The sequence below is a fragment of the Sporomusa sp. GT1 genome, from assembly GCF_014634905.1.
GTDB lineage: Bacteria > Bacillota > Negativicutes > Sporomusales > Sporomusaceae > Sporomusa > Sporomusa sphaeroides.
The window spans coordinates 355063-378945 of record NZ_BMBX01000002.1; the positions used below are offsets into that span (position 1 = coordinate 355063).

At 48.8% G+C, this 23883-nt stretch carries 17 protein-coding genes; 16 read left to right on the forward strand and 1 reads right to left on the reverse strand.

The window, feature by feature from the left end:
• Positions 1 to 7: 7 nt before the first annotated feature.
• The 16 genes from GT1_RS05135 (at position 8) to GT1_RS05210 (ending at position 21855) form a co-directional block, all read left to right on the forward strand.
• The gene (locus GT1_RS05135; RefSeq protein WP_188397819.1) at positions 8 to 1600 is read left to right on the forward strand and encodes a sigma-54-dependent Fis family transcriptional regulator; all 1593 of its coding nucleotides are present in this window, start codon (positions 8 to 10) and stop codon (positions 1598 to 1600) included.
• A 423-nt stretch (positions 1601 to 2023) separates the two neighbouring features.
• Positions 2024 to 3880 (forward strand): cobalamin-dependent protein, encoded by a 1857-nt coding sequence (locus GT1_RS05140; RefSeq protein ID WP_188397820.1) that lies wholly within the window; start codon positions 2024 to 2026, stop codon positions 3878 to 3880.
• 22 nt (positions 3881 to 3902) lie between these two features.
• Positions 3903 to 5345 carry a glutamate mutase L gene (locus GT1_RS05145; RefSeq protein ID WP_223226063.1) on the forward strand — a complete coding sequence of 481 codons (1443 nt, stop codon included), beginning with the start codon at positions 3903 to 3905 and terminating at the stop codon, positions 5343 to 5345.
• A gap of 72 nt (positions 5346 to 5417) precedes the next feature.
• Positions 5418 to 6776, forward strand: a complete 1359-nt coding sequence (locus tag GT1_RS05150) for an MFS transporter (protein ID WP_223226064.1) — start codon at positions 5418 to 5420, stop codon at positions 6774 to 6776.
• A 21-nt stretch (positions 6777 to 6797) separates the two neighbouring features.
• Positions 6798 to 8378: a DUF362 domain-containing protein gene (locus GT1_RS05155; protein WP_188397822.1), complete on the forward strand. Its 1581-nt coding sequence runs from the start codon at positions 6798 to 6800 to the stop codon at positions 8376 to 8378.
• A gap of 34 nt (positions 8379 to 8412) precedes the next feature.
• On the forward strand, positions 8413 to 9303 hold the full coding sequence (locus GT1_RS05160) for a UPF0280 family protein (RefSeq protein ID WP_188397823.1): 891 nt from the start codon (positions 8413 to 8415) through the stop codon (positions 9301 to 9303).
• A gap of 51 nt (positions 9304 to 9354) precedes the next feature.
• Entirely contained in the window at positions 9355 to 12189 is a 2835-nt protein-coding gene (locus tag GT1_RS05165; protein ID WP_188397824.1) for a molybdopterin cofactor-binding domain-containing protein, read from the forward strand.
• A 22-nt stretch (positions 12190 to 12211) separates the two neighbouring features.
• Positions 12212 to 12451 (forward strand): hypothetical protein, encoded by a 240-nt coding sequence (locus tag GT1_RS05170; RefSeq protein WP_188397825.1) that lies wholly within the window; start codon positions 12212 to 12214, stop codon positions 12449 to 12451.
• A gap of 102 nt (positions 12452 to 12553) precedes the next feature.
• Positions 12554 to 12820: a hypothetical protein gene (locus GT1_RS05175; RefSeq protein ID WP_188397826.1), complete on the forward strand. Its 267-nt coding sequence runs from the start codon at positions 12554 to 12556 to the stop codon at positions 12818 to 12820.
• The gene (locus GT1_RS05180; protein ID WP_188397827.1) at positions 12821 to 14344 is read left to right on the forward strand and encodes a sodium:solute symporter; all 1524 of its coding nucleotides are present in this window, start codon (positions 12821 to 12823) and stop codon (positions 14342 to 14344) included.
• A gap of 186 nt (positions 14345 to 14530) precedes the next feature.
• Positions 14531 to 15346: a selenium-dependent molybdenum cofactor biosynthesis protein YqeB gene (gene yqeB, locus GT1_RS05185; protein ID WP_188397828.1), complete on the forward strand. Its 816-nt coding sequence runs from the start codon at positions 14531 to 14533 to the stop codon at positions 15344 to 15346.
• 61 nt (positions 15347 to 15407) lie between these two features.
• Positions 15408 to 16076: a class I SAM-dependent methyltransferase gene (locus GT1_RS05190; protein ID WP_188397829.1), complete on the forward strand. Its 669-nt coding sequence runs from the start codon at positions 15408 to 15410 to the stop codon at positions 16074 to 16076.
• A 107-nt stretch (positions 16077 to 16183) separates the two neighbouring features.
• Positions 16184 to 18232 carry a methyl-accepting chemotaxis protein gene (locus GT1_RS22125; RefSeq protein WP_223226065.1) on the forward strand — a complete coding sequence of 683 codons (2049 nt, stop codon included), beginning with the start codon at positions 16184 to 16186 and terminating at the stop codon, positions 18230 to 18232.
• 270 nt (positions 18233 to 18502) lie between these two features.
• Positions 18503 to 19546 carry a molybdopterin-binding protein gene (locus tag GT1_RS05200; RefSeq protein WP_188397830.1) on the forward strand — a complete coding sequence of 348 codons (1044 nt, stop codon included), beginning with the start codon at positions 18503 to 18505 and terminating at the stop codon, positions 19544 to 19546.
• A gap of 44 nt (positions 19547 to 19590) precedes the next feature.
• The gene (locus GT1_RS05205; RefSeq protein WP_188397831.1) at positions 19591 to 20745 is read left to right on the forward strand and encodes an XdhC/CoxI family protein; all 1155 of its coding nucleotides are present in this window, start codon (positions 19591 to 19593) and stop codon (positions 20743 to 20745) included.
• Positions 20746 to 20913: 168 nt separating this feature from the next.
• Complete coding sequence (locus GT1_RS05210; RefSeq protein WP_188397832.1) at positions 20914 to 21855, forward strand: selenium metabolism-associated LysR family transcriptional regulator; 942 nt, start codon at positions 20914 to 20916, stop codon at positions 21853 to 21855.
• Positions 21856 to 22354: 499 nt separating this feature from the next.
• Here GT1_RS05210 and GT1_RS05215 read toward each other — a convergent pair whose 3' ends face one another.
• Positions 22355 to 23851: an Nramp family divalent metal transporter gene (locus GT1_RS05215; protein WP_188397833.1), complete on the reverse strand. Its 1497-nt coding sequence runs from the start codon at positions 23849 to 23851 to the stop codon at positions 22355 to 22357.
• Positions 23852 to 23883: the final 32 nt, after the last annotated feature.

Consider the following 23883-nt stretch of genomic DNA (forward strand, 5'->3'; position numbering starts at 1 on the left):
ACTGTTAATGTACGACGAGCAAACCAAAATCTTACTCGAAGCGTTGCCGATGATTGCAAAAATCACTGGGGGATATGCGACCTTAACAGACTCCAACGGAGTCATGATCACCAATTATGATTACAAGGGAGAAGAACTTTCCCAATTTAAGAACCAGGTGTATGAGATGGCCACCCGCTGCATTAAGGAGAAGCGGCCGCTGATTGGACCGGCGCGCTATGACCAGAACTGTATGGCCTGGGCAGTTCCTATTAATAACTATGTCCTGGTTAGTACAGACACGCAGCGCATTCGCAACGAGGAAAATTTAAAAGAAGCCATGAAGAAGGCATTGCCGGGTATAGCAAGGATTGCGGGCGGTTATGCGACCATGTGTGACAAAATGGGTCAGCGGATCATCAGCTTTGACTCCAATGGGCAACAGGTTGAAGTAGCAGGCGACTTTGAGCAGGCCAGGCGATCCATCACATCCAAGGAACCCATTGTCACCATGTCCACCCAGGCTGAGGGCGTCTATGTCGCATATATCCCGATTACCAGTGACTGCTGCCTGATCCTGAACAATGCCACTACCTCTAAGAAAAGTATAAAGCTGATGCAGGAGGTCAAACGCCTGCAGAATACTAAGTATAATATCTGTGATATCATCGGCGAAAGTCAGGCAATTAAACGCACCTTGTCGGAGACTGTGCGAATTGCTCGCAGCAATTCGACAGTTTTGCTTGTCGGTGAAACTGGAACCGGCAAGGAAATGTTTGCACAGGCCATTCACAATGCCAGCCATTCAGGCGGGCCGTTTGTGGCCATAAACTGTGGTGCGCTGCCAGATTCTTTGATTGAAAGCCATCTGTTCGGTTATGAGGAAGGTGCATTTACCGGGGCAAAAAAGGGTGGAATGCTAGGTTCGTTCGAGCAGGCCGATGGTGGTACAATCTTTCTTGATGAAATTAACGAACTGGATTTTAACTTGCAGAGTAAGCTGCTGCGTGTGCTGCAGGAAAAGGAAGTCACTCGCATCGGTGGCAGCAAGCCTATTCGTGTGAATACGCGTGTCATAAGCGCAACAAATAAAAATTTGCGGGAATTGGTCAAGGAGAAGAAGTTCCGTGAAGATTTATACTATCGGTTGGATGTAATCCGAATTACCATCCCGCCTCTGCGCGAGCGAGAGGGAGATGTAACTCGGCTTGCGGAGTATTTTTTAAATAAATACAACACGAATCTTGGCAGAGTAATCAAGCAGATTGGCAATGAGGCGATGGAGGCCCTGCAAAAGTATAATTGGCCAGGTAACGTCCGCGAACTGGAAAATACTATAGAATTTGCAGTGAATGTTGCAGAGTATACGGAAATAGAGATTCTACTGCATCATTTGCCGCAGCATATCATATTGCATAACCAGAAAATCAAGGAAGTCAGTAAGGCCAGCCTCTATGAAAATGGTCGCACATTGGATGATTATGTTATGGAGTATGAAAAAGAAATCATAAAAATTGCACTGGAAAATGCAAAATACAAATCCAGCTTGGCTGCAAAGCGTTTGGGGGTTAGCGTGAGTACACTGTGGCGAAAAATGCAGAAATATGGAATTGATGTCTAATAAGGCGCTTCTAAAGCCCCTGGACAGAACCCAGAGGCTTTGGAAGCGATTTTAAGTGTAAAAAGACATTATTTTTGCACTTTTGCAAAAAATTTTTTAATTTTAAAAAAACCAACCTTGATGCATGTTTAAAGAAGGTCCAGGCATCATATCTTTTCATTTTTGCAAAGTTATGATGCCTGGATTTGTTGTTAGCAGATGAAAAAGTGCTGAATATATAATAAGTTTGTGAAAAAACTGAATTGGCACGCTAATTGCATTAATAATTAGCAGGCGTGTACGCTATATGTCCGGACGCGGACTTAAAAAAGAGAGCGAATGAAAGAAAATCAATATTAAAAAGATTGTCTTAGGAGACAATGCCCGGGTGATAATGTTTTGAGTGTTTTTAGCGGCCGGGGGCTGAGGGAGGAATAGAGTGATATGCAGAAAAAGACAAAAGAAATTATTATTGCTGACCAAGAGCGTGTGCGGGCTTACGAAAAAGTTTTTAAGGTGCCCATGCCTCAGGTGACTAAAGATGGAGATGTAACCGGCCTTCCTGACCCATATCCGCGTGTGGTAGCCGGAGTAGAGCGCAGCGGTTATCGTATTTGGGAACTGGCGCAAAAAGCGGAGCAGACAGGTATTCCGGTAATGAATCCCATTCTTGGCCGTAATTCGGCAGAGGAAACCTATAAAGAATCGCTTGACATGTACAAAATGGCCGAACAGTTTAACGAGACTATCTTCCAATTTGTTCATTCCGAGGCTACGCGCCATATCGATCCGCTTAACGGGGCTGAGCTGATTGAGCAGTCACGCGGCAAAGGCGGAATTACGCCTGCCGGGGAACGGGAATTAGTCCAGTTGGGCGGAGGCAGCAAACATCCTATGCGGATTAATGCTACTGGCGATACACCGCATTTATCCATTATTAATGCACTGATTGCCGGCTTTGACGGTACCGATATCGGCCCTGTCATTCACGTCCATTTCGGCGGACGCGGCATTCATGATTATAAAACCAAAGTGCTTAACGGCTATCGGGCACTGCAAATTTGTGCAGAAAATAAAATATTTGTCCAGACCGATTCTCATAAGCATTTAAATAATATCGGCGGAACAGACGGCATGGCGCTGGCTATGTGCCTGCTGGCAGAAGGTTTGGCTGTTTTGGCCGGTTTGCCTAAAGAGCTGAGCGGTCTGCAGATGAATGTCGCCGGTATTAACCTGCTGGCCGATCTGGCAGCCATGCGGGCCTTTAAAGAGACGATGTGGAGCGATTCCTTGATTGTAGTACCGGAAACCTTCCAAAATCCGCCGGCCGATCTTATCGTAGAGCAGGCACATTTTGCCCGTATGGCTGTTAGTGCGCGGTTAGGCAAAGCCAATTTCTACCGTCCCAAGGCAGCCGAGTCTGTTGGCATACCGACAGGTGCTTCCATGGCCAAGGCCATGTGGGCTTCCTATAATGTATTTGCCAATACGGCAGATATAGATATACAGAATGCTGCTATTGATGCACGCAAAGAAGAAATTATTGCCGAGGCCATGGCGGTGCTGTCTGCCGTATTAGGGCGGGATGGAATGCTGGCACCTCAGGATATTACCCCGAACTTCTGGCGCAGTTATGGTGATGAAGAGCTGATTGATCTGATTGTTTCGGCAGGTAAAAACGGTATCATGGATTCACCGCGGGCCGGCGGCTGGGACCTCAAACGCGGCGTGCGTACACACCGGGATAAAGACGGTATCCGCCGGTATGTTCCGGGCTATGGCCCAACCAGCATTGACGAACAGTATCTTACTTTTACAAGCGAGCCGGTACAGGTCGAAAAGCCGGCAGAAATCAGCAAGAAGACCAAGGTTGTACTGGCAACAGTGGGGGCTGATGCCCATGTGGTGGGCATAAATACCATTCGTGAAGCATTTGAAAAGGATGGGTATGAAGTTATTTACCTCAGAGGCATGAACCTGCCGGAAACAGTGGCAGAGGTTGCCGCAGAAGCCAAAGCCCAGGTTGTCGGTGTGACAAACCTGCTCGGCTTGGGAACAGCGCTGTACCCACGGGTGAGTGCCAGAATGGAAGAGCTTGGGATAAGAGCGGAGACTGCCTTAATTTCCGGCGGACGCATTGCCGAAAAAGAGGAAGAGCATGCGGCGGTAAACCAGAAAATTGAGCAGGAAGGTACCGGTTTTCTGGGAGTGGATGCCCATTTTGGCCCCGGGACAGAACCGGCAGATGTGGTTCAATGGGTGTATGAACATGCAGAGCAGGTAGCTGGCAAGAGCGAGTAAGATAGGCGGGGGCATGAGTATAGTGAGCGAAAAGTTGATTGATACAATCTTGTTGGATGTCGGCAGCACTTTTACTAAAGCGACCGCAATTGACAGTATAGATGGTGAATTAATATGGCTGGCCAGAGCGCAGGCACCTACCACTGTAACAGATATTAATCAGGGCTTGGGTTCGGCCTTGCAGGGACTGGCTGCAGCGTGCAGGGTTAACAGCATCACAGCCCGCAACATCCAGGCGTCAAGCAGTGCTGCCGGTGGTTTGCGGATGGTAGCTATGGGCTATATGCCGCGTGTGACGGCTAAAGCGGCCAAAGAAGTAGCCATGAATGCCGGAGCCAGAGTGCTGGAGGTCATGTCTTTTGAAGATAAACCGGAAAACAAGCTGGAAATGTTATGTGAGATTCAGCCGGACATTATCCTGTTAGCCGGTGGTACAGACGGGGGCAATCAGGCATCGCTTACAGAAGATGCGCAGTTGATCGTAGACAGCAAGGTAAAAGCAGTGGTTGTTCTTGCCGGAAATGTCAGCATACAGCCGCAAGCTGAAGCCATCCTTCAACAAGCAGGCATTCAAACCATCCGTGTTCCCAATGTTATGCCGACCATTCACAGCTTAAATGTCAAGCCTGCACGCGAAGCCATCCATGAACAGTTTATTCATCAGATTACCGAGGCCAAAGGGCTAGGCAAGTTACTTGACCGCTTAACAGTTAATAAGGTCATTCCTACGCCGGGAGCAGTACTTTTAGCCACAGAGCTGTTGGCTAAAGGCACGCGTGAGGAGAAGGGACTGGGTAATCTGGCTGTTGTTGATCTTGGTGGAGCAACAACCGATATTCATTCGGTTCTGCCGTATATGGAAGAATTGTCAATAGAAGAAAAGGGCTTGGTAGTAACCAATGAAAAGCAATTGTCGTATCGCACTGTGGAAGGTAACTTAGGGTTACGGGTAAGTGCACGCGGCATCATTGAGGCTGCCGGGGAAAAGGCCATTCTCGCCGGTGTCGGCCTTGCAGGAGAAGCCTTGGAAAAATCCCTGCACTGCTATGCGATCCAGCTGGAGGCAAATCCTGAATACCTGGCTGTGTCTGATCAGGATAAGCTGTTTGATCATGCCATGGCAAGAGCGGCTGTGGAGGTTGCTTTCAAACGCCATGCCGGTTATATCGCGCAGAGCTTTGACCCGGTTATGGGTATTGTGCCAGGTACTCCGGTTGGCAGAGATTTGCGCAGAGTAAAAACAGTGATTGCTGTCGGCGGTGTTTTTACCGGCTTATCAACCGATGAAGCAATGGCCGTTGTCAGAGAGGCTTTGCAGAATCCCGGCATATCCTTATTGCCTGCACAAGACAGCAGGATAATTATTGACAAATCGTATCTGTTGTATGCCATCGGCTTGCTTGCCGAATACAGGCCCACACAAGCACTATTGTTAGCTAAGCGGCATTTCAGCATGTCGGACTAAGCGATAAAAGTTGTCCTCCATAATTCGATACTATGTGCCCAGAGGGCAGCTATATTGAAATGAGGGGATTTTGTGGAAAAGCATGATATCACGGCTCTTGTTACGGCAAGGCTGGATAGACTGCCCTTATCAAGATACCACTACAAGATGATAGGAATTTGCGGTGCTACCTGGGCTTTTGATGCTTTTGATATTGCATTGATTACCTTTGTGGCGACAGCACTTGCCCAGGCGTGGAACTTAAGTCCCGGCGAGATGGGGATTGTTTTAAGCTCAGGTCTGATCGGCATGATCGCAGGCGCTTTTTTGGGAGGCATTGCCGGTGACCGCATGGGCCGTAAAGCGGTTTTAAAATGGACTATGTTAGTATTTTCCGTTGCATCACTGGGTTGTGCTATTGCCTGGGATATATACTCATTGGTATTTTTCCGTTTCATTGTCGGCTTGGGGCTGGGGGGATTACCGCCGATAATCTATACCTTGATGGGCGAGATTACTCCTGCCAGGGACCGCGGGAAAACCCAGGGACTATTGACTACCTTTTGGACAGTCGGCTGGATACTGGCTGCGCTGCTTGCTTATTTTGTCATTGCCGGTCTGGAAGATGGCTGGCGGTGGGCTTTTGTTGCCGGGGCTACACCGGCGCTATACCTCTTCATTGTTCAGCGTTACATTCCTGAATCGGCCAGATGGCTGGCCATGAAGGGCAGAAAAGAAGAAGCACTGGCCATTGTTGACGATATTGAACGGCAAGTCGCCAAAACTGATGTGATTCCGCCTCTGACGGAAAACATGATTAAAAAAGATGTGGTTGCCCCGCAAAAGCCGTCCTTCGGGGCATTGTATTCTGTGAATTACAGGCGTGTAACCATCATGCTGATGATCCTCTGGTTCCTGAACATGTTTGGCTATTACGGGCTTTTCTCCTGGCTGCCTTCGCTCTTAATGAAGAGCGGCCGTACGATGGAGCAATCCTTCCTGTACAGCATTTTCCTGCAGTTGGCGTATCTGCCAAATCAGGTGTTAGTTGCCTTCCTAATGGATAAGTATGGCAGAAAGCCGGTGCTGATAGGAAATTTGCTGTGCGGCTTCTTAGCGACTCTGGCATTTGGCTGGGCATTAGGCTTACCTACTCTAGAATCATTCCACATTATTGGGCTTGGCGTAGTAACCTCATTCTTTATCTCCGGTATTATCGCGGTAAGCTATACTTACACACCAGAGCTTTACCCGACTGCTTTTCGCGCAACAGGAGCAGCCATGGGCTCTGCCTGCTCACGGGTAGGAGGCATGGTTTCGCCGATAGCCATTGGCTATGCCATGGGTATTATCGGTATTACCGGCGCAGTGTCATTAGTTGCCGGGGCGTTTATCCTGGCTGCTGTTACCGTAGGAGTCATGGGTATTGAAACCAAAGGCAAGGCGTTATAAGAATTAAAGGAGGACCAATTTATGTACGAGAGCAAAACATATCAGGTAATAACCGAAAAATGTATCGGCTGTAGAATATGTGCCAAGAATTGCCCGACAAATGCCATCTCCATCAATGACAAAAAAGCAACGGTCGGCGAGCTGTGTGTTGGCTGCGGCGTTTGCTTCAAGCTCTGCAAGCCTGCTGCAATTGAAGTAACTCAGGCATCTCCTGATGCCGTTGTATGTGAAACCTGTCCGATACATTGCAGCATTCCGCCAATGCGGCTGGGTGCCTGCCAGCGGTATCAAAATGTCAATGGCAGGCTGGAGCGCACCGAACCCTATAACATTGTGGATCCGGCCACCATTTCGATTGATCCGTCCACCAAGCTGCCTACCTTTCCGCTAATGTTGGGCTACGGTGCAGGCTCCAACCTTTATTCCGCTGACGTGCCTGCTAAGGTAATTTCTTCGGCTGTCGTTGATGGTGTGGAAGTGGTATCCTGCGTTACCGAGACGGTGCTGTCCTTCAATGGTGCCCGCGTAAAGGTGGACACCGATGAATTCCTGGGCGATAACGGTACGCCGGTACGACGTGAAGGCATTATTGTCGGTTACATTAACACCGCTGAATATGGCTCACAGATGATTTATATTGGCGGTTCGCATCTCAATACCAGCCCGGGCGGTCACATGGTAATGCGTACAACTTGCGACCTGCTCAATAAAAAAGCAGTTACCTTGCGTACCGAATCAGTCAAGGAGCTGGTACTGCAGCATGGCAAGCCGCCGATTATTGACGGCGTGCAGGCAGAGCGCATGCGCATTGGCTGCGGGACTGTCGGTGCCACAACCTTTACGCTGGAGCGCTGGGGCGAGCAGATTGTAGATGAGGTTATCACCATCGACTATGATATCACATCCAAGATGACTGCCCATACCACCGCCGGTTTGCGCTACGGCTATAAGGACAGCGGCATTACTCCGGTAGGCACCTACAGTTCGCCAGGGCGTTATTTCGGCATTCCCGGCAGCGGTTGGGGCGGTTCTAACGTAATGGAAGCCAAGGATGCCATCAAATCCATTGACAAGAATGTTGCCTGGCCCGGTCTGCGCCTGGTGATTACCGAGCCGACGGCTGTGCGCGCTGTATATTTTGAGTTGGATGAGAACTTAGAACCTGTCGAAAAGCCTATACCGCCCAAGGTCGCGAAGGTTATCCAGTACATTCGCGATAATTGTGAGCCTTGCAACTGTCATGTGTCGGTTGTCGCCGGGTTCGGCGGCGGTATCCGTGACGTTATTTCACGTGAACGCTCCTGTAATGTCAATGAAGCACTGAGAGCCGGCAAGATTCGGTACACAATCAACGGTCAGCCTGTTCACATCTTCCCGGGCGGCGGCATTACCGCAGAAGCATGGGTCGAACATATGCCTGAAGGCGCGTTTGCTTGGGTTCCTACCCCGGCAAGTGTCTGTCCGATGGAGGTCACCATGACCAAAGAAACATATAAGGAAATCGGTGGGTATATGGAAGCCATCCGGCCTATCGAAGAGATTATGAAAAACAACAAATGCAAGATTGTTAAGATAGAGCGTCCCAAGACCATCTCTTCGTAAGCTGATGTACCAAGGACAGAGTGGAGGGAATGCTATGATGCCGCATGATAGTAATGGTTCGCACCCATGGCGCATATTAGCGCCCGGTAAAGTCTATTTTCACTACGGCCCGACGTCCATGGTTGTCATGGCTGACAAGGACGGCAGTCCGCTCACAGACTTGTGCTGTGAGGCTTATGATGTAATCAATGCTGCACTTGAGGAAATTACGGCATCACTCTCTTATCTGCGCTTATACCCGAAACAGATTCAGCGCGGTATGCTGACTGGACTGCCTGGTAGAATGCTGGCTGGCGTAGTTGCTGTCGGTGAGCCTACCCTGACGCCTATGGCTACAGTTGCTGGGGCTGTTTCTGATACGGTGGCAGACTGGCTGGTTGCCCAGGGCGCAAGCCGGGCTATGGTCAACAATGGCGGTGATGTCGCTCTGCGGCTTGCGCCAGGGACTGAAGTCAAGCTGGGAATCATGAGCAGCCTGCAGCAGGGCGTGATTGACCGTACCCTGACCATTCGTGCTGAGGACGGTATTGGCGGTGTTGCCACAAGCGGTCTGGGCGGGAGAAGCCTGACACGTGGCATCGCCCAGGGGGTAAGCGCTTTTTCTTCCACCTGTATACTGGCAGATGCACTGGCCACACATTTGGCAAACTGCTCCTATGTCAAGTCAGAGCATGTTATGGTTACCAAAGCCGGTCAGGTCGACCCAGGCAGCGATATCAAAGACCTTGATATTGTTGTTGGTGTGAACAAGTTAGACGGCAAGGAAATCAAACAGGCTCTGGAACAGGTTAAGCGCGAAGCCGTGAGGCAAAAAAAGAAAGGCAATCTAATAGCCGCCTGCTGCAAAATCCAGGAAAGTATGCTGGATTATGAGATGAAAAACATTTTTCCTGATTTGATGTGCACGCAAGCCGCTCAAGGCTAACCCCCTGTTTTTCCACCCAAGACAGAGCACAAAATACGAGGAGGTATTTTAATGATACAATTTTTCGTAAATGGGCAGGAAGTTCAATATACGCCTGCTGGGCCAAGCAAAAAATGCTTGCTGGATTTTCTCAGGGAAGACCTTGGCCTGACCGGAACCAAGCGGGGCTGCGAGGAAAAGGCCTGCGGCGCCTGTACGGTGCTGATTGACGGTGAGGCCAAGCGTTCCTGCATGTTTTATGTGCAGGATATGCAGGGTAAACATGTCACAACCATTGAAGGGCTGGCCAAGGACGGTAAGCTGGACCCTGTACAGGAAGCTTTCGTGGAATACAGTGCCGTGCAATGCGGTTTTTGTACGCCGGGGCTCATTATGGCCGTCCACGGCCTTTTAAACAAAAACCCCAACCCCACCGAGGAGGAAATAAAAAAAGGCCTGCGGCTCAATTTGTGCCGTTGTGGCACATACCCCCGGGTCCTGTCGGCAGTTTATAAAGCCGCTGCTGTATTGCGGGGCGAAGAGTATCCGGATTATGTTCCCCTGGATCTGTCAAAACCAGGCAGTTTTATTGGCAAGTCTATCCCCAGAATAGATCTGGACGAAAAAGTCAGCGGCCAGACCAAGTTTTACGCCGACTATTATTTCGAGAATACGCTGTACGGTAAAGCCGTCTATAGCCCTCATCCTCATGCCAAGGTGCTTTCCATTGATACTTCTCCCGCTTACCAAATTCCCGGCGTGCAATTGGTAATCACGGCCAAGGATATTCCGGGCAGTAAAGTGTATGGTGTTTTGGCTCAGGATCAGCCGGTGCTTTGCGACAAACGGGTCAAATATATCGGGGATATGGTGGCGGTGGTGTTTGCCGACGATGAGGAAGCCGCCGAAAAGGGTGCCGAAGCCGTAAAGGTTGAATATGAAGTGCTGCCAGGGGTGTTCAGTATTGAGGAGGCTCTCAAACCGGATGCGCCTTTGATTCCTGACACAGAGCTCCCTTCATACTGGAATGCCTACGTAGCCGGCGAAAAAGGGAATATCTGTAAAGAAGTTGCCCTGCACCGGGGTGATGTGGAAAAAGCCTTTGCCGAATGTGATGTGGTGATTGAAGAAAAGTTCAGCACCCCGCCTGAAGAGCATGCCTGGATCGAAGTGGACGGCGCTTTGGCTGCTTACGATGAAAACCATGTGCTGACTGTTTACGCGCCGAACCAAAGCCCCTTTGCGGATCTGGCCCAGCTTCAACAAGTGCTCGATTTAACGGCTGACCAGCTCCGTGTTGTCCATTTACCGGCAGGCGGCGCTTTCGGCGGTAAAACTGAGCTTACCGTGCATGCCCTGGTAGCTATCGCCGTAATGAAAACAGGGCGTCCGGCCAGAATGGTGCTCAAACGCAAGGATTCCCTGCGGACCCATCCGAAACGCCATCCGTACTATATGACTTATAAAATCGGAGCCCAAAAGGACGGCAAGATATTGGCGATGCAGGTGCGCATCCTGGCAGATGCCGGTGCCTACGTTTCCTGGACACCCAGGGTTTTGGAACAGGGCATCTCTTATTGCACCGGGCCTTATTACATTCCTAACCTGGATTTGACGGGTACCGGGATTTATACGAACAATCTGGTATCTGGCGCTTTCAGGGGCTTCGGCGCGCTGCAAAGCCATTTTGCTGCAGAATCCGCCATTGATATGTTAGCCAACAAACTGGGTATTGATCCGGTGACCATGCGGGAGATCAACGGTTTGGAACGGGGCTTGCCTATGACCAGCGGCCAGATTTTGACAGATAAAATTGGCGTTGATTACAAAAACACCTTGAAAGCTGCGAGAGCAGTAATTGATGAAGTGCTTTTACCCTTGAAGAAGCCCGGTGAGCTTATCGGCATCGGGGTTGCCAGCGGCTGGCGCAGCGTGGCAGGAGGCCTGGGGCCTGTAGAAAACGCCGGGGCGGCTTTTGAACTGATGCCTGGTGGACGAGTTTCTTACCGGATTGCCTGCACGGAAATGGGGCAAGGCTCACACACTTCTTTGGCTCAGATTGCCTCTGAGGTTACGGGTATTGCCTGGGGTGACTATGATATTCTGGCCGGTGATACGCATAACGTACCTTTTGGTGGAGGCGTGATGGCTTCGCGCGGGTTGTTTTTATGGGGACACCCCACCATTGTCGCAGGGGAACAATTCCGCGCTTTATTGCTGAAAAAGAGCGCCAAACTGCTTAGCTTGCCTGCCGATAGTTTAACTATCAAAGACAGTAAAATACTGGTGAAAGAAACCGGGGAAGAAAAATTGACTTTGGCCAAGCTGGCGGAACTGTCTGACGAAACTCTGGTAGTCGAGGCGGATTTCACCCTGCCCAAAAGCTGCCCGGTGCTGCCCAATACCAACGAGGACGGCCAAGTAGACCCCAAGGACTATATGCCGCATCACACTGTGGCGTATAATACCACGGCTGCTGCGGTCAGAATCGACCCTAATACCGGCGCGATTGAGGTTTTGAACGTAACCGCGGCTTGTGACGGCGGACAGATTGTCAATCCTGAGGCGGCTGCCACCCAGATCGAGGGCGCAATCATTATGGGCATGTACTACGGCCTGACCAGTGACTTTAAGATTGTCAACGGTGTCAATGTGTCCGACAGCCTGGGTAAATGCAAGATCCCCCGGTTTGACAATATGCCCAAGAACATGAAGGTAATATTTGTTGACGCGGAAGATCCGACCGGACCATTCGGCTCGAAGGGTGTTGCTGAAATCGGTGGTCTGACTCCGGCGCCGGCAATCTGTAATGCTATTTATGATGCAATCGGTGTTCGTGTTCACGATTTGCCGGCGGCAGACTATATGAAAGACATCAAGGCTGCTTTGGAAAAGAGAAAGGGCTGATAAAAAAACAGGGGGGGTATTTATGGAAACTAAAGAAGGTAACATCAGCAAACTGACAATTACGAAGAAAGACAAAAACGGTAAAGAACATACGTACATTTATTGGCAAGCCGCCATCACATTTAAGCTGGCAAACGGCAAAGAGAAGCTTAAGTATATTACAGGTTCTAAAAGAGCAGAAGTTGAAGAGGCAGTGAACCACTACCTGGCTGTCAAACAGAGAGGCGAATTGGTAGAAGGTACCGGAAGTACTGATCATTAATATGTTCCGCCGTTAATTTTTGCCACCTGTAGCTATTAATAGGAGGGGGTGAAACGGACCGCGGGTCGTGTTACTACATCAGGAAAAAAGGGGAGGATCATTTTGGGGAAAAAGTATAAAACAACAGAAAAATGGTGGCTGGGGTTAATCGTTCTTTTCTACGCACTGTATAACATTCCCGGAGTTCCGGCATACGGCGATTCGAACGGAGCCTTATGGCACGGCGTTCTCACAATCCTGCCGCTCTGGATAACCTCTTATGGGGGCATGATACTGTTAACAAAACAGAGAAGATTGAAAAAGAATCCCAACCCCGATCTGCAAATGACAGGCGCTGCGCAAGAGGCTGCAGCCAAGGAGGAAAAATAAATGTTATCAGTTACCGCTACCTGGGCATTGTTTATTGTTTACTTGGGCGCCCTTATCGCCTGCGGGGTGTATGTTTGGTGGCGTGAGAAGAAACAGTCAGCCCGGCAGTTTTATACTGCTGCCAACAGCATTCATTGGTTTGTTCTTTGTATGACCTATATCGGGGCCCTGATGAGTACCTGGGTGTTCTTCGCCGGCCCTGGCGGCTACTATCGGGGCGGCTTTGCTTACTATATGTCTGAGCTGAGCTATATGCCGTTGTTCCCGGTTTTCACTTACTTTGTCATGAACAAGGTATGGCTCTTAAATACGCAGCGTAATTACACAACCCAGGCGGATCTCTTTGTGGACCGTTTCCGCAGTCCTCTCTTGCGTTTGATTTTGGCAGTCACTTTCTTTACTGTTTCCATGCCTTATGCAGCGGCCACCTACCTGGCTTGCGGCACCGCGGCGAATGTGGCAAGCGGCGGGCTGATTGATGCCTCATCAGCCATCATCTTTGTCGGTATCGCTATTTTGATATTCATTCCTTTTGGCGGTGTAAAATCAGTGGCGTGGGTCTCTACTGTCCAGGCATGGATATTTATGATCGGCTTATGGACTATCGGTATCAGTGTACTTAACTATGGCTTTAACGGGGATTTGTTTGCGGCCATATCCAGCGTGTGGGAGAAGCAAAACAACTGGTTCTCATACCCCGGACCCAAGGAGTGGGCACCGTACTCTGCACGGTTTGGCTACCCCATTGCCTGCGCGATTGGCTGGACAATCATGCTGCCTGACGTATTTATCCGGGCCGGTTATTTTGGCAAGGATATGGACGGGCAACGCAAGCTCATGCTTATGCAGCCCGCACTGCAGTTAATCGTTTGGACAGGATGTATGTTCATCGGCTTTGTGGCTATTGCCTTCTTACCGGATTTGAGCGGCAAAGAGACCGAGTTGGTCATTCCGCTCTTGATTGAAAGAATTATTTCCACGCAATCTATTGGTTATGCCGGCGTACTGATGGGCATTTTTGTCTGGGGTGTACTGGCTACAGGTCTGACTTCTGCTACCTCGCACTTGTTAGTGGCCGGTTCCACCATTTCAGAGGATATTCTCAACAGATTGCTCAAGCTTAATGTCAGTCCTAAGGTTCATATGCTGTTGGCCCGTGGTGCAGTTTTTGCCTTAGGTATTGGCGCACTGGTTATCGCGCTTAATCCTCCGAGTCTCATGTGGACACTGATTATGTTTGCAATCGCTCTGGTTATGCCGATGTTCCCTGTCTTGGTGGCAGCACTCTATTGGCGCCGAGCCACAACACCGGCAGCTCTAGTCGCCACGATTGCCGGTATCATCGGTGTACTCTTGACCTATTATTATGACATGGGTAATACCTGGTACGGTGTTTTTGGCATGATCGCATCGGCAATCCTGATGGTTGTGGTGAGTTATATGACCAAGGAGACTGACAAAGAAGTGCTTGATGAATTTTATGGTGCCTTGGATAAGGCCGAGACTGTCTATTATGAAAATTAAGCTGTAAAAAAAACAGATAAGCTCCTGGGATTTTCATAATGGATATCCGGCGGCAACGAAAGGAAAGTCGTTGCCGCCGATTTTTCTAATCCGGGTTTCCTATTAAATGAGCTGAAGATGCCATTTTGAGTTCTCTTTAAAAACATAGCTGTGTTGTGTAACTTTAGCTTTGCGGGGTATGAAAATATGAACAATTTAGTTATAGTAAAAGGCGGCGGTGATATTGCCACAGGCATTGCTCACCGCTTGTATCAGAGTAATTTTCAGGTAGTAATCCTGGAAATAGCCCTGCCAACCGTGGTTCGGCGGACGGCAGCCTTTGCCCAGGCCGTGATACAATGCGCGCCGGTAACCGTAGAGGGTGTGACCGCCAGGCTGGCTATGCTTGATGAGGCGCGAACGCTCATAGACTGCGGGCTGATTCCAGTGTTATTGGCAGAAGAGCCGCAAGCGGTCGAGAAGGTTATTGCTGCGCTTAAGCCGGTGGCAGTAGTTGACGCCATTATTGCCAAACGCAATACTGGCACTCAACTTACTGATGCGCCGGTAGTGATTGGCGTAGGTCCCGGCTTTACCGCCGGGGAAGATGTTCATGCTGTGGTGGAAACCATGCGCGGCCATGAACTGGGCCGGGTTATTTATCAAGGAACAGCCATAGAGAATACCGGTATTCCCGGTGAAATAGGCGGGTTTACGCTGGAACGCCTGATAAAGTCACCGGCTGACGGCCTGTTTATTGGCTGTCGTCAAATAGGAGACACAGTTGCCGCCGGGGATATTGTCGGTCATGTCGGTGATATTCCTGTCAAAGCAGTCGTTGACGGCGTACTGCGCGGCCTCTTGCAAAACCGGCTTATTGTCGAAAAAGGGATGAAACTGGGCGATGTCGATCCCCGCTGCAGGCGCGAACATTGCTTTACCATATCTGATAAGGCCAGAGCCGTTGGCGGCGGTGTGCTGGAAGCGTTATTGCATCTGTACATTCCGTGTCGGGAGCTTTAGCAGTATATCGTTATATAACATCATGCAGTTTGTAAGCAGCGAAGAAAGGTGTAGGTAATTTATGCGTGACAACAAAACCTCTCAGGCAGCAAGTGAGTATGATGCAAACGTCCATAAAACGCTGCTGCGGTATCATTTATTTCTTACAGAAACCCTTGATCTGGTTAAAACCGCTATGCCAAAACCTGAGGCCTGGTTTGATACCGGCTGCGGGACAGGAACCCTTATCTTGCAAGCTATTGAATGTTTCGGGGAGATGAAAATTGTAGCAGCAGACCCGGCAGAAGAAATGCTGAGTATAGCTAAAAAAAAGCTGGCCGATTATCAGGTAACCTATATGCAGGCAGGAAGTGAAGAACTAGTCTGTACAGACAATTTTGATGTTGTGACCGCGATTATGTCCCATCATTATTTGTCTGAGGAACTGCGTAAACAGGCAACGAAAAATTGCTACAAGCTGTTGAAACAAGGCGGTGTTTACATTACCTTTGAAACCATTAGGCCAACAAGCAGGCTGGGAATGCAAATAGGCCTTGAACGTTGGCAAAATGCTCAATTGTTGAGCGGAAAAGATACCGCTGCAGTAGCAAAGCATATCAGCCGGTATGGAATTGAGATTTTTCCCATTACTATCCAGGAACATATTGATATTTTACGAGAAGCCGGTTTTTCGACTGTCGAAGTGTTGTGGGTTTCCTGTATGCAGGCAGGCTTTTATGCCATAAAATAGTGATTTATCGCCGGAAAAGTCTAATGAAGAAGGATAAATACCGCATACCTGCAGCTTCTTTAATGCTGAACATATAGAAATTTCGTGCACAGAGAGGAGAAAAGCTTGTGAAGGGTATTCGAACTTTTTTTGTACTTATCATTGCTGGTATTACCCTATTGGTATTTAGTATCCAGACCTATGTTTCGTCAACACAGATCAGGGAGTATGTAGTAACCCAACTGGAAGAACAGCTGTTGTTTCAAGCTTCACAAGAGGCCACTAACCTGTATATCCCGCTAAAAGAGATCGCCGATGAGGCCATCACCATTGGTAATATGTTCGAAACTATGGCAGAGTACCGTGAGGATATAATCCTTAATTATATTATGAAAACTGTACAAAAAAGCAAGACCTTTGTCGGTGCCGGCATAGCGTTTGAGCCATATGCCTATCAACCGGATGTAAAAAATCATTGGCCGTACATAGTGAAGGATAAAAACGGTACACCTGCTTTGACGTGGGCATATAGTTCCGGGAATTATCACGCGAATTCATGGTATAAATTGGGTATTAATACACAAAAATCAGTTGATTATACAGAGCCATATGCAGACTCAACCGGCGCTGATACCATCTGGGTAACTTGCGTTCACCCGATAGAAAAAAACGGTAAACGCATCGGCGTGGCTGAGACCGATTTCACCTTAGATACCTTTAAGCAGCAGCTAGCAGACATTCGCGTGGGACAGAGCGGTTATGCCTTCGCCCTTACCAGCGCTGGTGCGGTGATTGGCAATCATACCGGTTCTAAAACCGGGGAGACGAAAGACTTATCAGTAAAACTTACCGAAATAGCTGACGCTGATTGGAAGGCACTGGGACAGGTCGCGCTGCAATCAGGCAAAACCGGAGTTATGCAGGTAAAAGATAATTATGTTGCATATGCTCCCATTGGCAGTACTGGCTTTACCTTGGTATTGGTTTATCCGACTGAGGAAGTTTATGCAGGATTGAATAAGCTTATATATTCTAACCTGATTTTGGTGATTGTCTCCATTATCTTGTTTGTACTTACATTATCCTATCTTGTCAATCGGCGTGTTGTCAATCCGCTGCGAGTATTGGCTGAAACCGCCAACAAAGTAGCGGCAGGCGATCTTCGCAACATAGGGACAAAGTATGTGAGTAACGATGAAATCGGTCAATTGAGCGCAGCCTTTGCTACCATGTCTGACAACCTGCGCCGATTGATGCTGCAGGTAATGCAATCGTCCGAGCATCTGGCTTCTTCATCGGAAGAACTGACGGCAAGTGCCGAGCAGTCGGCGCAAGGCGCAACCCAAGCAGCCACGAGCATCACGGCGGTGGCGGCAGGGACGGAGCGGCAAACCGGAGCTATTGACGAAGCCGCGGCTGCTGTTGAACGCATTTCACAAGAGCTTGCTCAGGTTGCCGGCAATGTTGGCATCGTTGAGGCAACTGCCGGCAAAGCATCAGGTGCTGCCCAAGATGGGAGCCAAGCCGTGGAAGCGGCAGTGCGCCAAATGGCTAATATTGAAACAAAAGTGACACACTCGGCGCAGATTGTAGTTAAGCTGGGGGAACGCTCTAAAGAAATCGGACAAATTGTTGGTACCATTGCCGGTATTGCCAGCCAGACCAACCTCTTGGCTCTGAACGCCGCCATTGAGGCCGCCCGTGCCGGCGAGCAAGGGCGCGGCTTTGCGGTAGTGGCTGAGGAGGTCCGCAAATTAGCAGAACAATCCCAGGAAGCCGCCAAGCTGATTGCCGTCTTAATTGGCGAAATCCAAGATGAGACAACCGGTGCGGTTTTGGCCATGGATGAGGGCAACCGCGAGGTGAAAATCGGGGCAGAGGTTGTCAATAACGCGGGAGTTGCCTTTGCCGAAATAGTGAAACTGTTTGACCAGGTGTCAACGCAGGTAGGCCAAATTACCAGTGCCGTACAGCGCGTTGCCGGCGGCAGCGAGGATATTGTTGCTACCGTAAAGGAACTTGAGGAAATAAACAAAGATACCGCAGGCCAAACCCAGACAGTATCGGCAGTTACTGAACAGCAAGCAGCCTCCATGCAGCAAATCGCCGCCGCCAGCGAGGCGTTGGCACAATTGGCGGAGAATTTGACGCAAGCTGTAAGCAAGTTCAAGTTATAGATAAAGTAGATTTAGCTTCAGGTGAGGTTTTAACCACATCTGAAGGTTAGTCGCCCTTATCCAGGGACTTAATCGCTCTTACTCCCACCTGGAGAGGTGGGAGTCTTAGAGCGAGTTAGTCATCGGATAAAAAGATGGGGTTGCCGCACCAGTTGCTGTTTTGACCATTTCTTGTGGGAATCATGTATTATACCACTATATTGTTCTTACAGGTGGTTGGATTCACCGTATGGATAACCCGGAACTTAGGATGATTGAAGGAGTATAACAATGAAAGTTCAAATAATCAAGGTGGAAGAAGCGATTGGAAAGGTGCTCAGCCATGATCTTACAAAAGTTGTGCAGGGCGAATGTAAGGACACTCCTTTTAGAAAAGGGTACATAATCAAAGCGGAAGATGTGCCAGAATTGCTTAAAATGGGTAAAGAAAATATTTATATCCTGGAGCTTGAACCAGGTGATGTGCATGAGGACGAGGCCGGAATCCGCCTGGGGGCAGCGGTTGCGAACCAGGGTGTGCGCTGCAGCGCACCTAAAGAAAGCCGGGTCAATCTATATGCTGAATGTGACGGCCTTTTTAAAATCAATGTCCATGCTCTGGAGGCGATCAATAATCTGCCTGACGTGATTTTATCCACGCTGCCCAATAATACGGTTGTCAAAAGCGGTGAATTGTTGGCAGGCACGAAAGTTATACCATTAGTGACTGAAGCAAAAGTCATTATGGCGGCTGAAGCGATTTGCCGGCAGGCAGGGTGGGTCGTTAAGGTGGTTCCCTTTCGCAAGCTTGATGTCGGTGTGGTCATTACTGGCAGCGAGGTTTTTAAACAGCGGATTCGCGATGGGTTTAGCCCTGTAATCACTGAAAAGGTGGAAGCCTTTGGCTCAAGAATCTTAAAAATAGAATATGCTCCAGATGATATGGAAGTAATTTCAACTAAAATTAAAGAAATGGCCAATAATGGTGCAAACATTATTTTTGTCACCGGCGGAATGTCGGTCGATCCTGACGATGTTACTCCGAATGCGATAAAATTATCCGGCGCCAAAGTCGAAAAGTACGGTGCTCCAGCGCTCCCCGGGGCGATGTTTATGCTTGCCTATCTGGATAATATACCGGTAATGGGCGTGCCTGCCTGTGGCATGTTTTTCAAAATAACTATTATTGATTTGCTTTTGCCCCGGCTTTTGTCAGGTGAAAAAGTATCACGCAAGGATATAGTGGCGCTGGCCCATGGAGGACTATGCCGTGCGTGCACTGAGTGTACCTATCCAAATTGTACCTTCGGCAAAGGAACTAGTTATTTATCTTAGGAGGTGACAATCAGTAGTAGTGACGCAGGAGGGGGTGTAATAATATGGAATTTGAATTACCGGAAGCAATAGTAATAGCGACTGTTATCGGAGTGGAAAACCTGCCGTGTGATATACTTGGGCAAAAAAAGCTGCTCTCGCCGGACGGTGAAACAAGAACGGGAAATATCAAGCTGCCATGGAAGCTGCCGATGAACTGGCTTGATGAAGAATTGGCGTGCTTGTCCAGAGAAGCGCTGAAGGATGGTAAATTTAGAACGGCAAGGCTTGCCAATCCGGAGGAGCCGGAGCAAATCGTTAAGGTTATGATGGATCCTTACCTGCCTTGTCAGGAACTTGTAATCCTCGGCGGCGGCCATATCGCCAGGCAGCTAATTCAGGTGGGGCATCTGCTGGGATATAAGATTACCGTGATCGATGACCGGCCGGATTTCGCAATGAATGAATACTTGACTGTGCACGACAGAAGCATCTGCTGCAGTTTCAGCGATCTGGAGAAAGTGGTGAGACTGGGGCCGGCAAGCAGCGTTGTCATTGTTACCCGCGGCCATCTTCATGATATGGACTGCCTGAGGACGGTTATTAAGTATCCATTTGCTTACCTGGGAATGCTTGGCAGCAGGCGGAAAGTGGCATTGGTAAAACAAACCTTGGCTGAGGAAGGAGTGGCTCAGGAAAAAATCGATCAGGTGCATATGCCTATTGGCTTGGCGATTGGGGCGCAGACTCCGGCGGAAATTGCCGTCAGTATTGCTGCGGAACTAATCAGTGTCCGTCGTGCCGGTGGGACGTCATCTCTAAAAGATACGACGCCGGTTAAACAAGGGGAAATCTGCGAAATGCTGACAGCCGCAGATCGGGAAACCTTGGATGCGGCATTGGCTGCGGCGCGGGATAAAACGCCGGCCGCGCTGGCGACAATAATAAAATCGCAGGGCTCAACGCCGCGGAAAAGTGGCGCCAGGATACTGTTTTACCGGGACGGACGGGCATCTGGCACGATAGGCGGCGGCTGTGCGGAAGCGGAAGTGCGCAGGATGGCTTTACATGTAATGGACGAAGATAAGCCTTACATCTATAAAGTAGTGATGACTGCCGATATAGCTGCGATGGAAGGTATGGCTTGCGGCGGGATGCTAGAAGTTTTCATTGAGCCGGTGACCACTTTTTACCGGGCTATGGATGGACGTGAAAACTAATGACAGCAGTTATTAGTTGTAATCAAAGGAGGCGGAGACTTAGCTCAGAGTTTATTGCCGGTAAGAATGTGCATGTATTATTGAAACCTGTAGGGGACATAGTTTGAGGCAGGCTATTTACTATGCTTTGTGCAGCGGTTGAGCGGAACTTCGCGGGAGGTAGCAAAGATGGAAATGAAACAACTGGAAGCGTTTGTCGCAGTGGTTCGACACAATAGCTTTTCCAAGGCTGCCGACATGATCTATTTGTCTCAGCCGACCATCAGCGCCCACATCAGCTCTCTGGAGAACGAGATAGGGGCGCAACTCTTAATACGTTCTACCAGGACCGTTTATCCGACCCAGATAGGCAAAGAACTGTTTCACCGTGCCAAAAGCATTCTTGCCCTGCGCGATGAGGCTATCGGCAGTATCAAGAGAGTTGACCGGGAGATGAGTGGAGAAATCAGTATCTTAGCCTCTACCGTGCCTGCTCAGTTCCTGCTGCCGGAGATCATTGCGGCATTTCAACAACAGTATCCACATATCGTGTTTGATGTCCACCAGGCAGACAGCCTGCAGGTTGTGGAAGGTCTTTTGGGGTACCGGTATGATTTTGGCATAGTGGGTACCAGCGTCAGTTCCCGCCATTTGCTGACGGTTCCCTTCTACCGTGACAGGCTGGTGTTGATTACCCCTAAATCGATGATTGTTAACCAAGAGGAGATTTATCGCGATCTGTCATCGTTTTTACGGCAGCAGCCTTTTGTAATGCGCGGGGACGGCTCCGGCACCCGCGCGGAAATGGAGCAACTGCTGCACAAGCAAGGCATTTCTGTCCGGAATCTGAATGTTGTGTCCTATTTCCACGATACCCAGGGTATTTTATCCGCTGTGTCCCACGGGATGGGAATATCCTTTGTTTCCAAAGTTGCTGCCGCTGCCTATGAAAAGACTGGGCAAATCAAGGTATATGACCTTGGAAAGCAGGCATTTACCCGGCAATTGTATCTTGTTTTTAAAAAAGAAGTGGTGTTATCGCCGGTCCAAAAGGTATTTGTTACTTATCTGGAAAATTATTTTACAAGTGTAACTTTTAACAGATATCAGGGAAGAGTAGAAACAAAATAGAAGCGAGGGGACATTCTATTGTTCATGTCCCTATTCAAATAATAATAACTTGGCAATATTGTTGCAAGGTATGTAGCCGGCGCTAAAATTGAACAGCCGCAATTATAGCAACACCGGTTTATGGTTAGCAGGCTGCATGGATACAAAAGAAGAGCCCGAAGGCTCTGAATTACTATAAACATTTGTGGTTATGTTTTTCTAAATATGTTTCAATGGCGATTACCAGAGCTAGGAAAATAACGAAGACCACCAACGTTATCGCTATCCCCGTAATCATTGTTCGCACCTCCTTATTTAACTAGTTTTGTTACCTTAATTATATAAAAAGCTGCATTGATTTTCAATATCTATATCTATAACGGCAGGCGGTTGGCTTCCAGTCCTTTGTCATAACTGGCCTATGTTAAAAGCCGCCATTCCATAATCATCGGAATAGCGGCGGAATGGGACAAGGGGACAGGTCCCTTGGGACAAGGGGACAGGTCCCTTGTCCCAGTGTTTAAACTAACTTGAATTGATCCAGAACCGAGAAGACAGCCATTGCAATCAGAAAGATACCTGATAATGCTACACAAACTACAACCCAGGAAGACATCCTGTATTCAGGCGGCAATACTTTGCGCTCAGCATAAATCTGTGCTAAGCACCAAAGCCCGCAAGATAATGCTCCGCCAAGGATTGAGCCGACCATTACAATTGTGACCACATTGAAGCCTGCCCAATTATAGGCTAAACCGCCAAGGCTCATATAGAGCCAGACATATTTGGCGACACCGGTCTTGCCTTTCTCTCGTACCCAGTTGGAGGCGGGTCTGAAGGCTTCGTAGACGGTTGATGGGTATAGCTCATAAATGCTGGAGAGAACTCCCCATAATGCACACCATACTGCCAGCCAATACAGGTAAACCAGCCCGGGGTGAATAACCGTAAGGAAAGCACTTTGATGTTCAAGCAGTTTCATGCCGGAAGGTATGAGCTGTTGCGTATGCAGCACTGCTGAACCGAGAGCTGTGAAAACCACAGTAATTAAGAGTAATGTACCAAAACTGACAATAGTATCAATTTGTGCGGCCTTAAGCCAGGTTTTGGCTTTGGCAATTTCTCCTTTGGAGGTAGGCAAGGGGAACTGGCCCTCAATAATGCGGAGCTTTTCTTCAATCTCTTTTTGATTAGGCAAACCCATTGCGCCCCAGCCTTTGTTACGATACAACCCGACATAACCTATGTAATCATAGGTGCCACCGCCTATGGCACCTACATATGCCACCATTTCCATACCAATGCTGCGACTGGCGATTTCTGGGTATTTGGCGGCTATCCATGGCTCATAAGTCGGCATGTTGGGAATAAGGCCAAGCAGAAGTTGACCCCAGTCAGGGTTAACAGCAAAGAGGGCTACAAATGATGTAATCACTTTGGCAATTACAATGTAGGTCTGTGTTGTCTCAACATGCTGGTAGGTACCTGATGCCACGATGGCAAGAGTTCCCACGATATAGATTGTTGCCCATATCGGAACAGATAACGCCCCGTTTGTGAGGTACATCATCATATTGGCAAGTAAATTAGCTACTCCGCCAACCCAGGAAGGCATACTTAGGACCGCTAGTACACCCAGTAAGATAGGAAACCAGTTTTTGGGACCGGGGAAAATATGTCCCCAGCGGGTGATGGGATGCTCACCTGTTAAAACAATATAACGGGTACCGGTGTAACTCATAAAGCCTTTGGAAAGAGCACCTAATAATAGGCACCAAAGAATGCCATAACCAAATATTGCAGCTCCGCGGGGGGCAAAGAATACTTCACCGGAGCCAACAGTTGCTGAAGCAAGTATAATACCAGGCCCAAGGAACCCTAATAGCCCTTTCCAGCCTAATAATAGCTTTTTGTCAGGTTCAGGATAACTAAACAAAGCTTCTTTGGGTTTATTATCTGATGCAGGAGTCACAGGATTTGCAGGACTTGGGTTAATAACAATTTTAGTGTCGGGCATAATTACACCTCCAGGTTTTTTAAAAACTAATG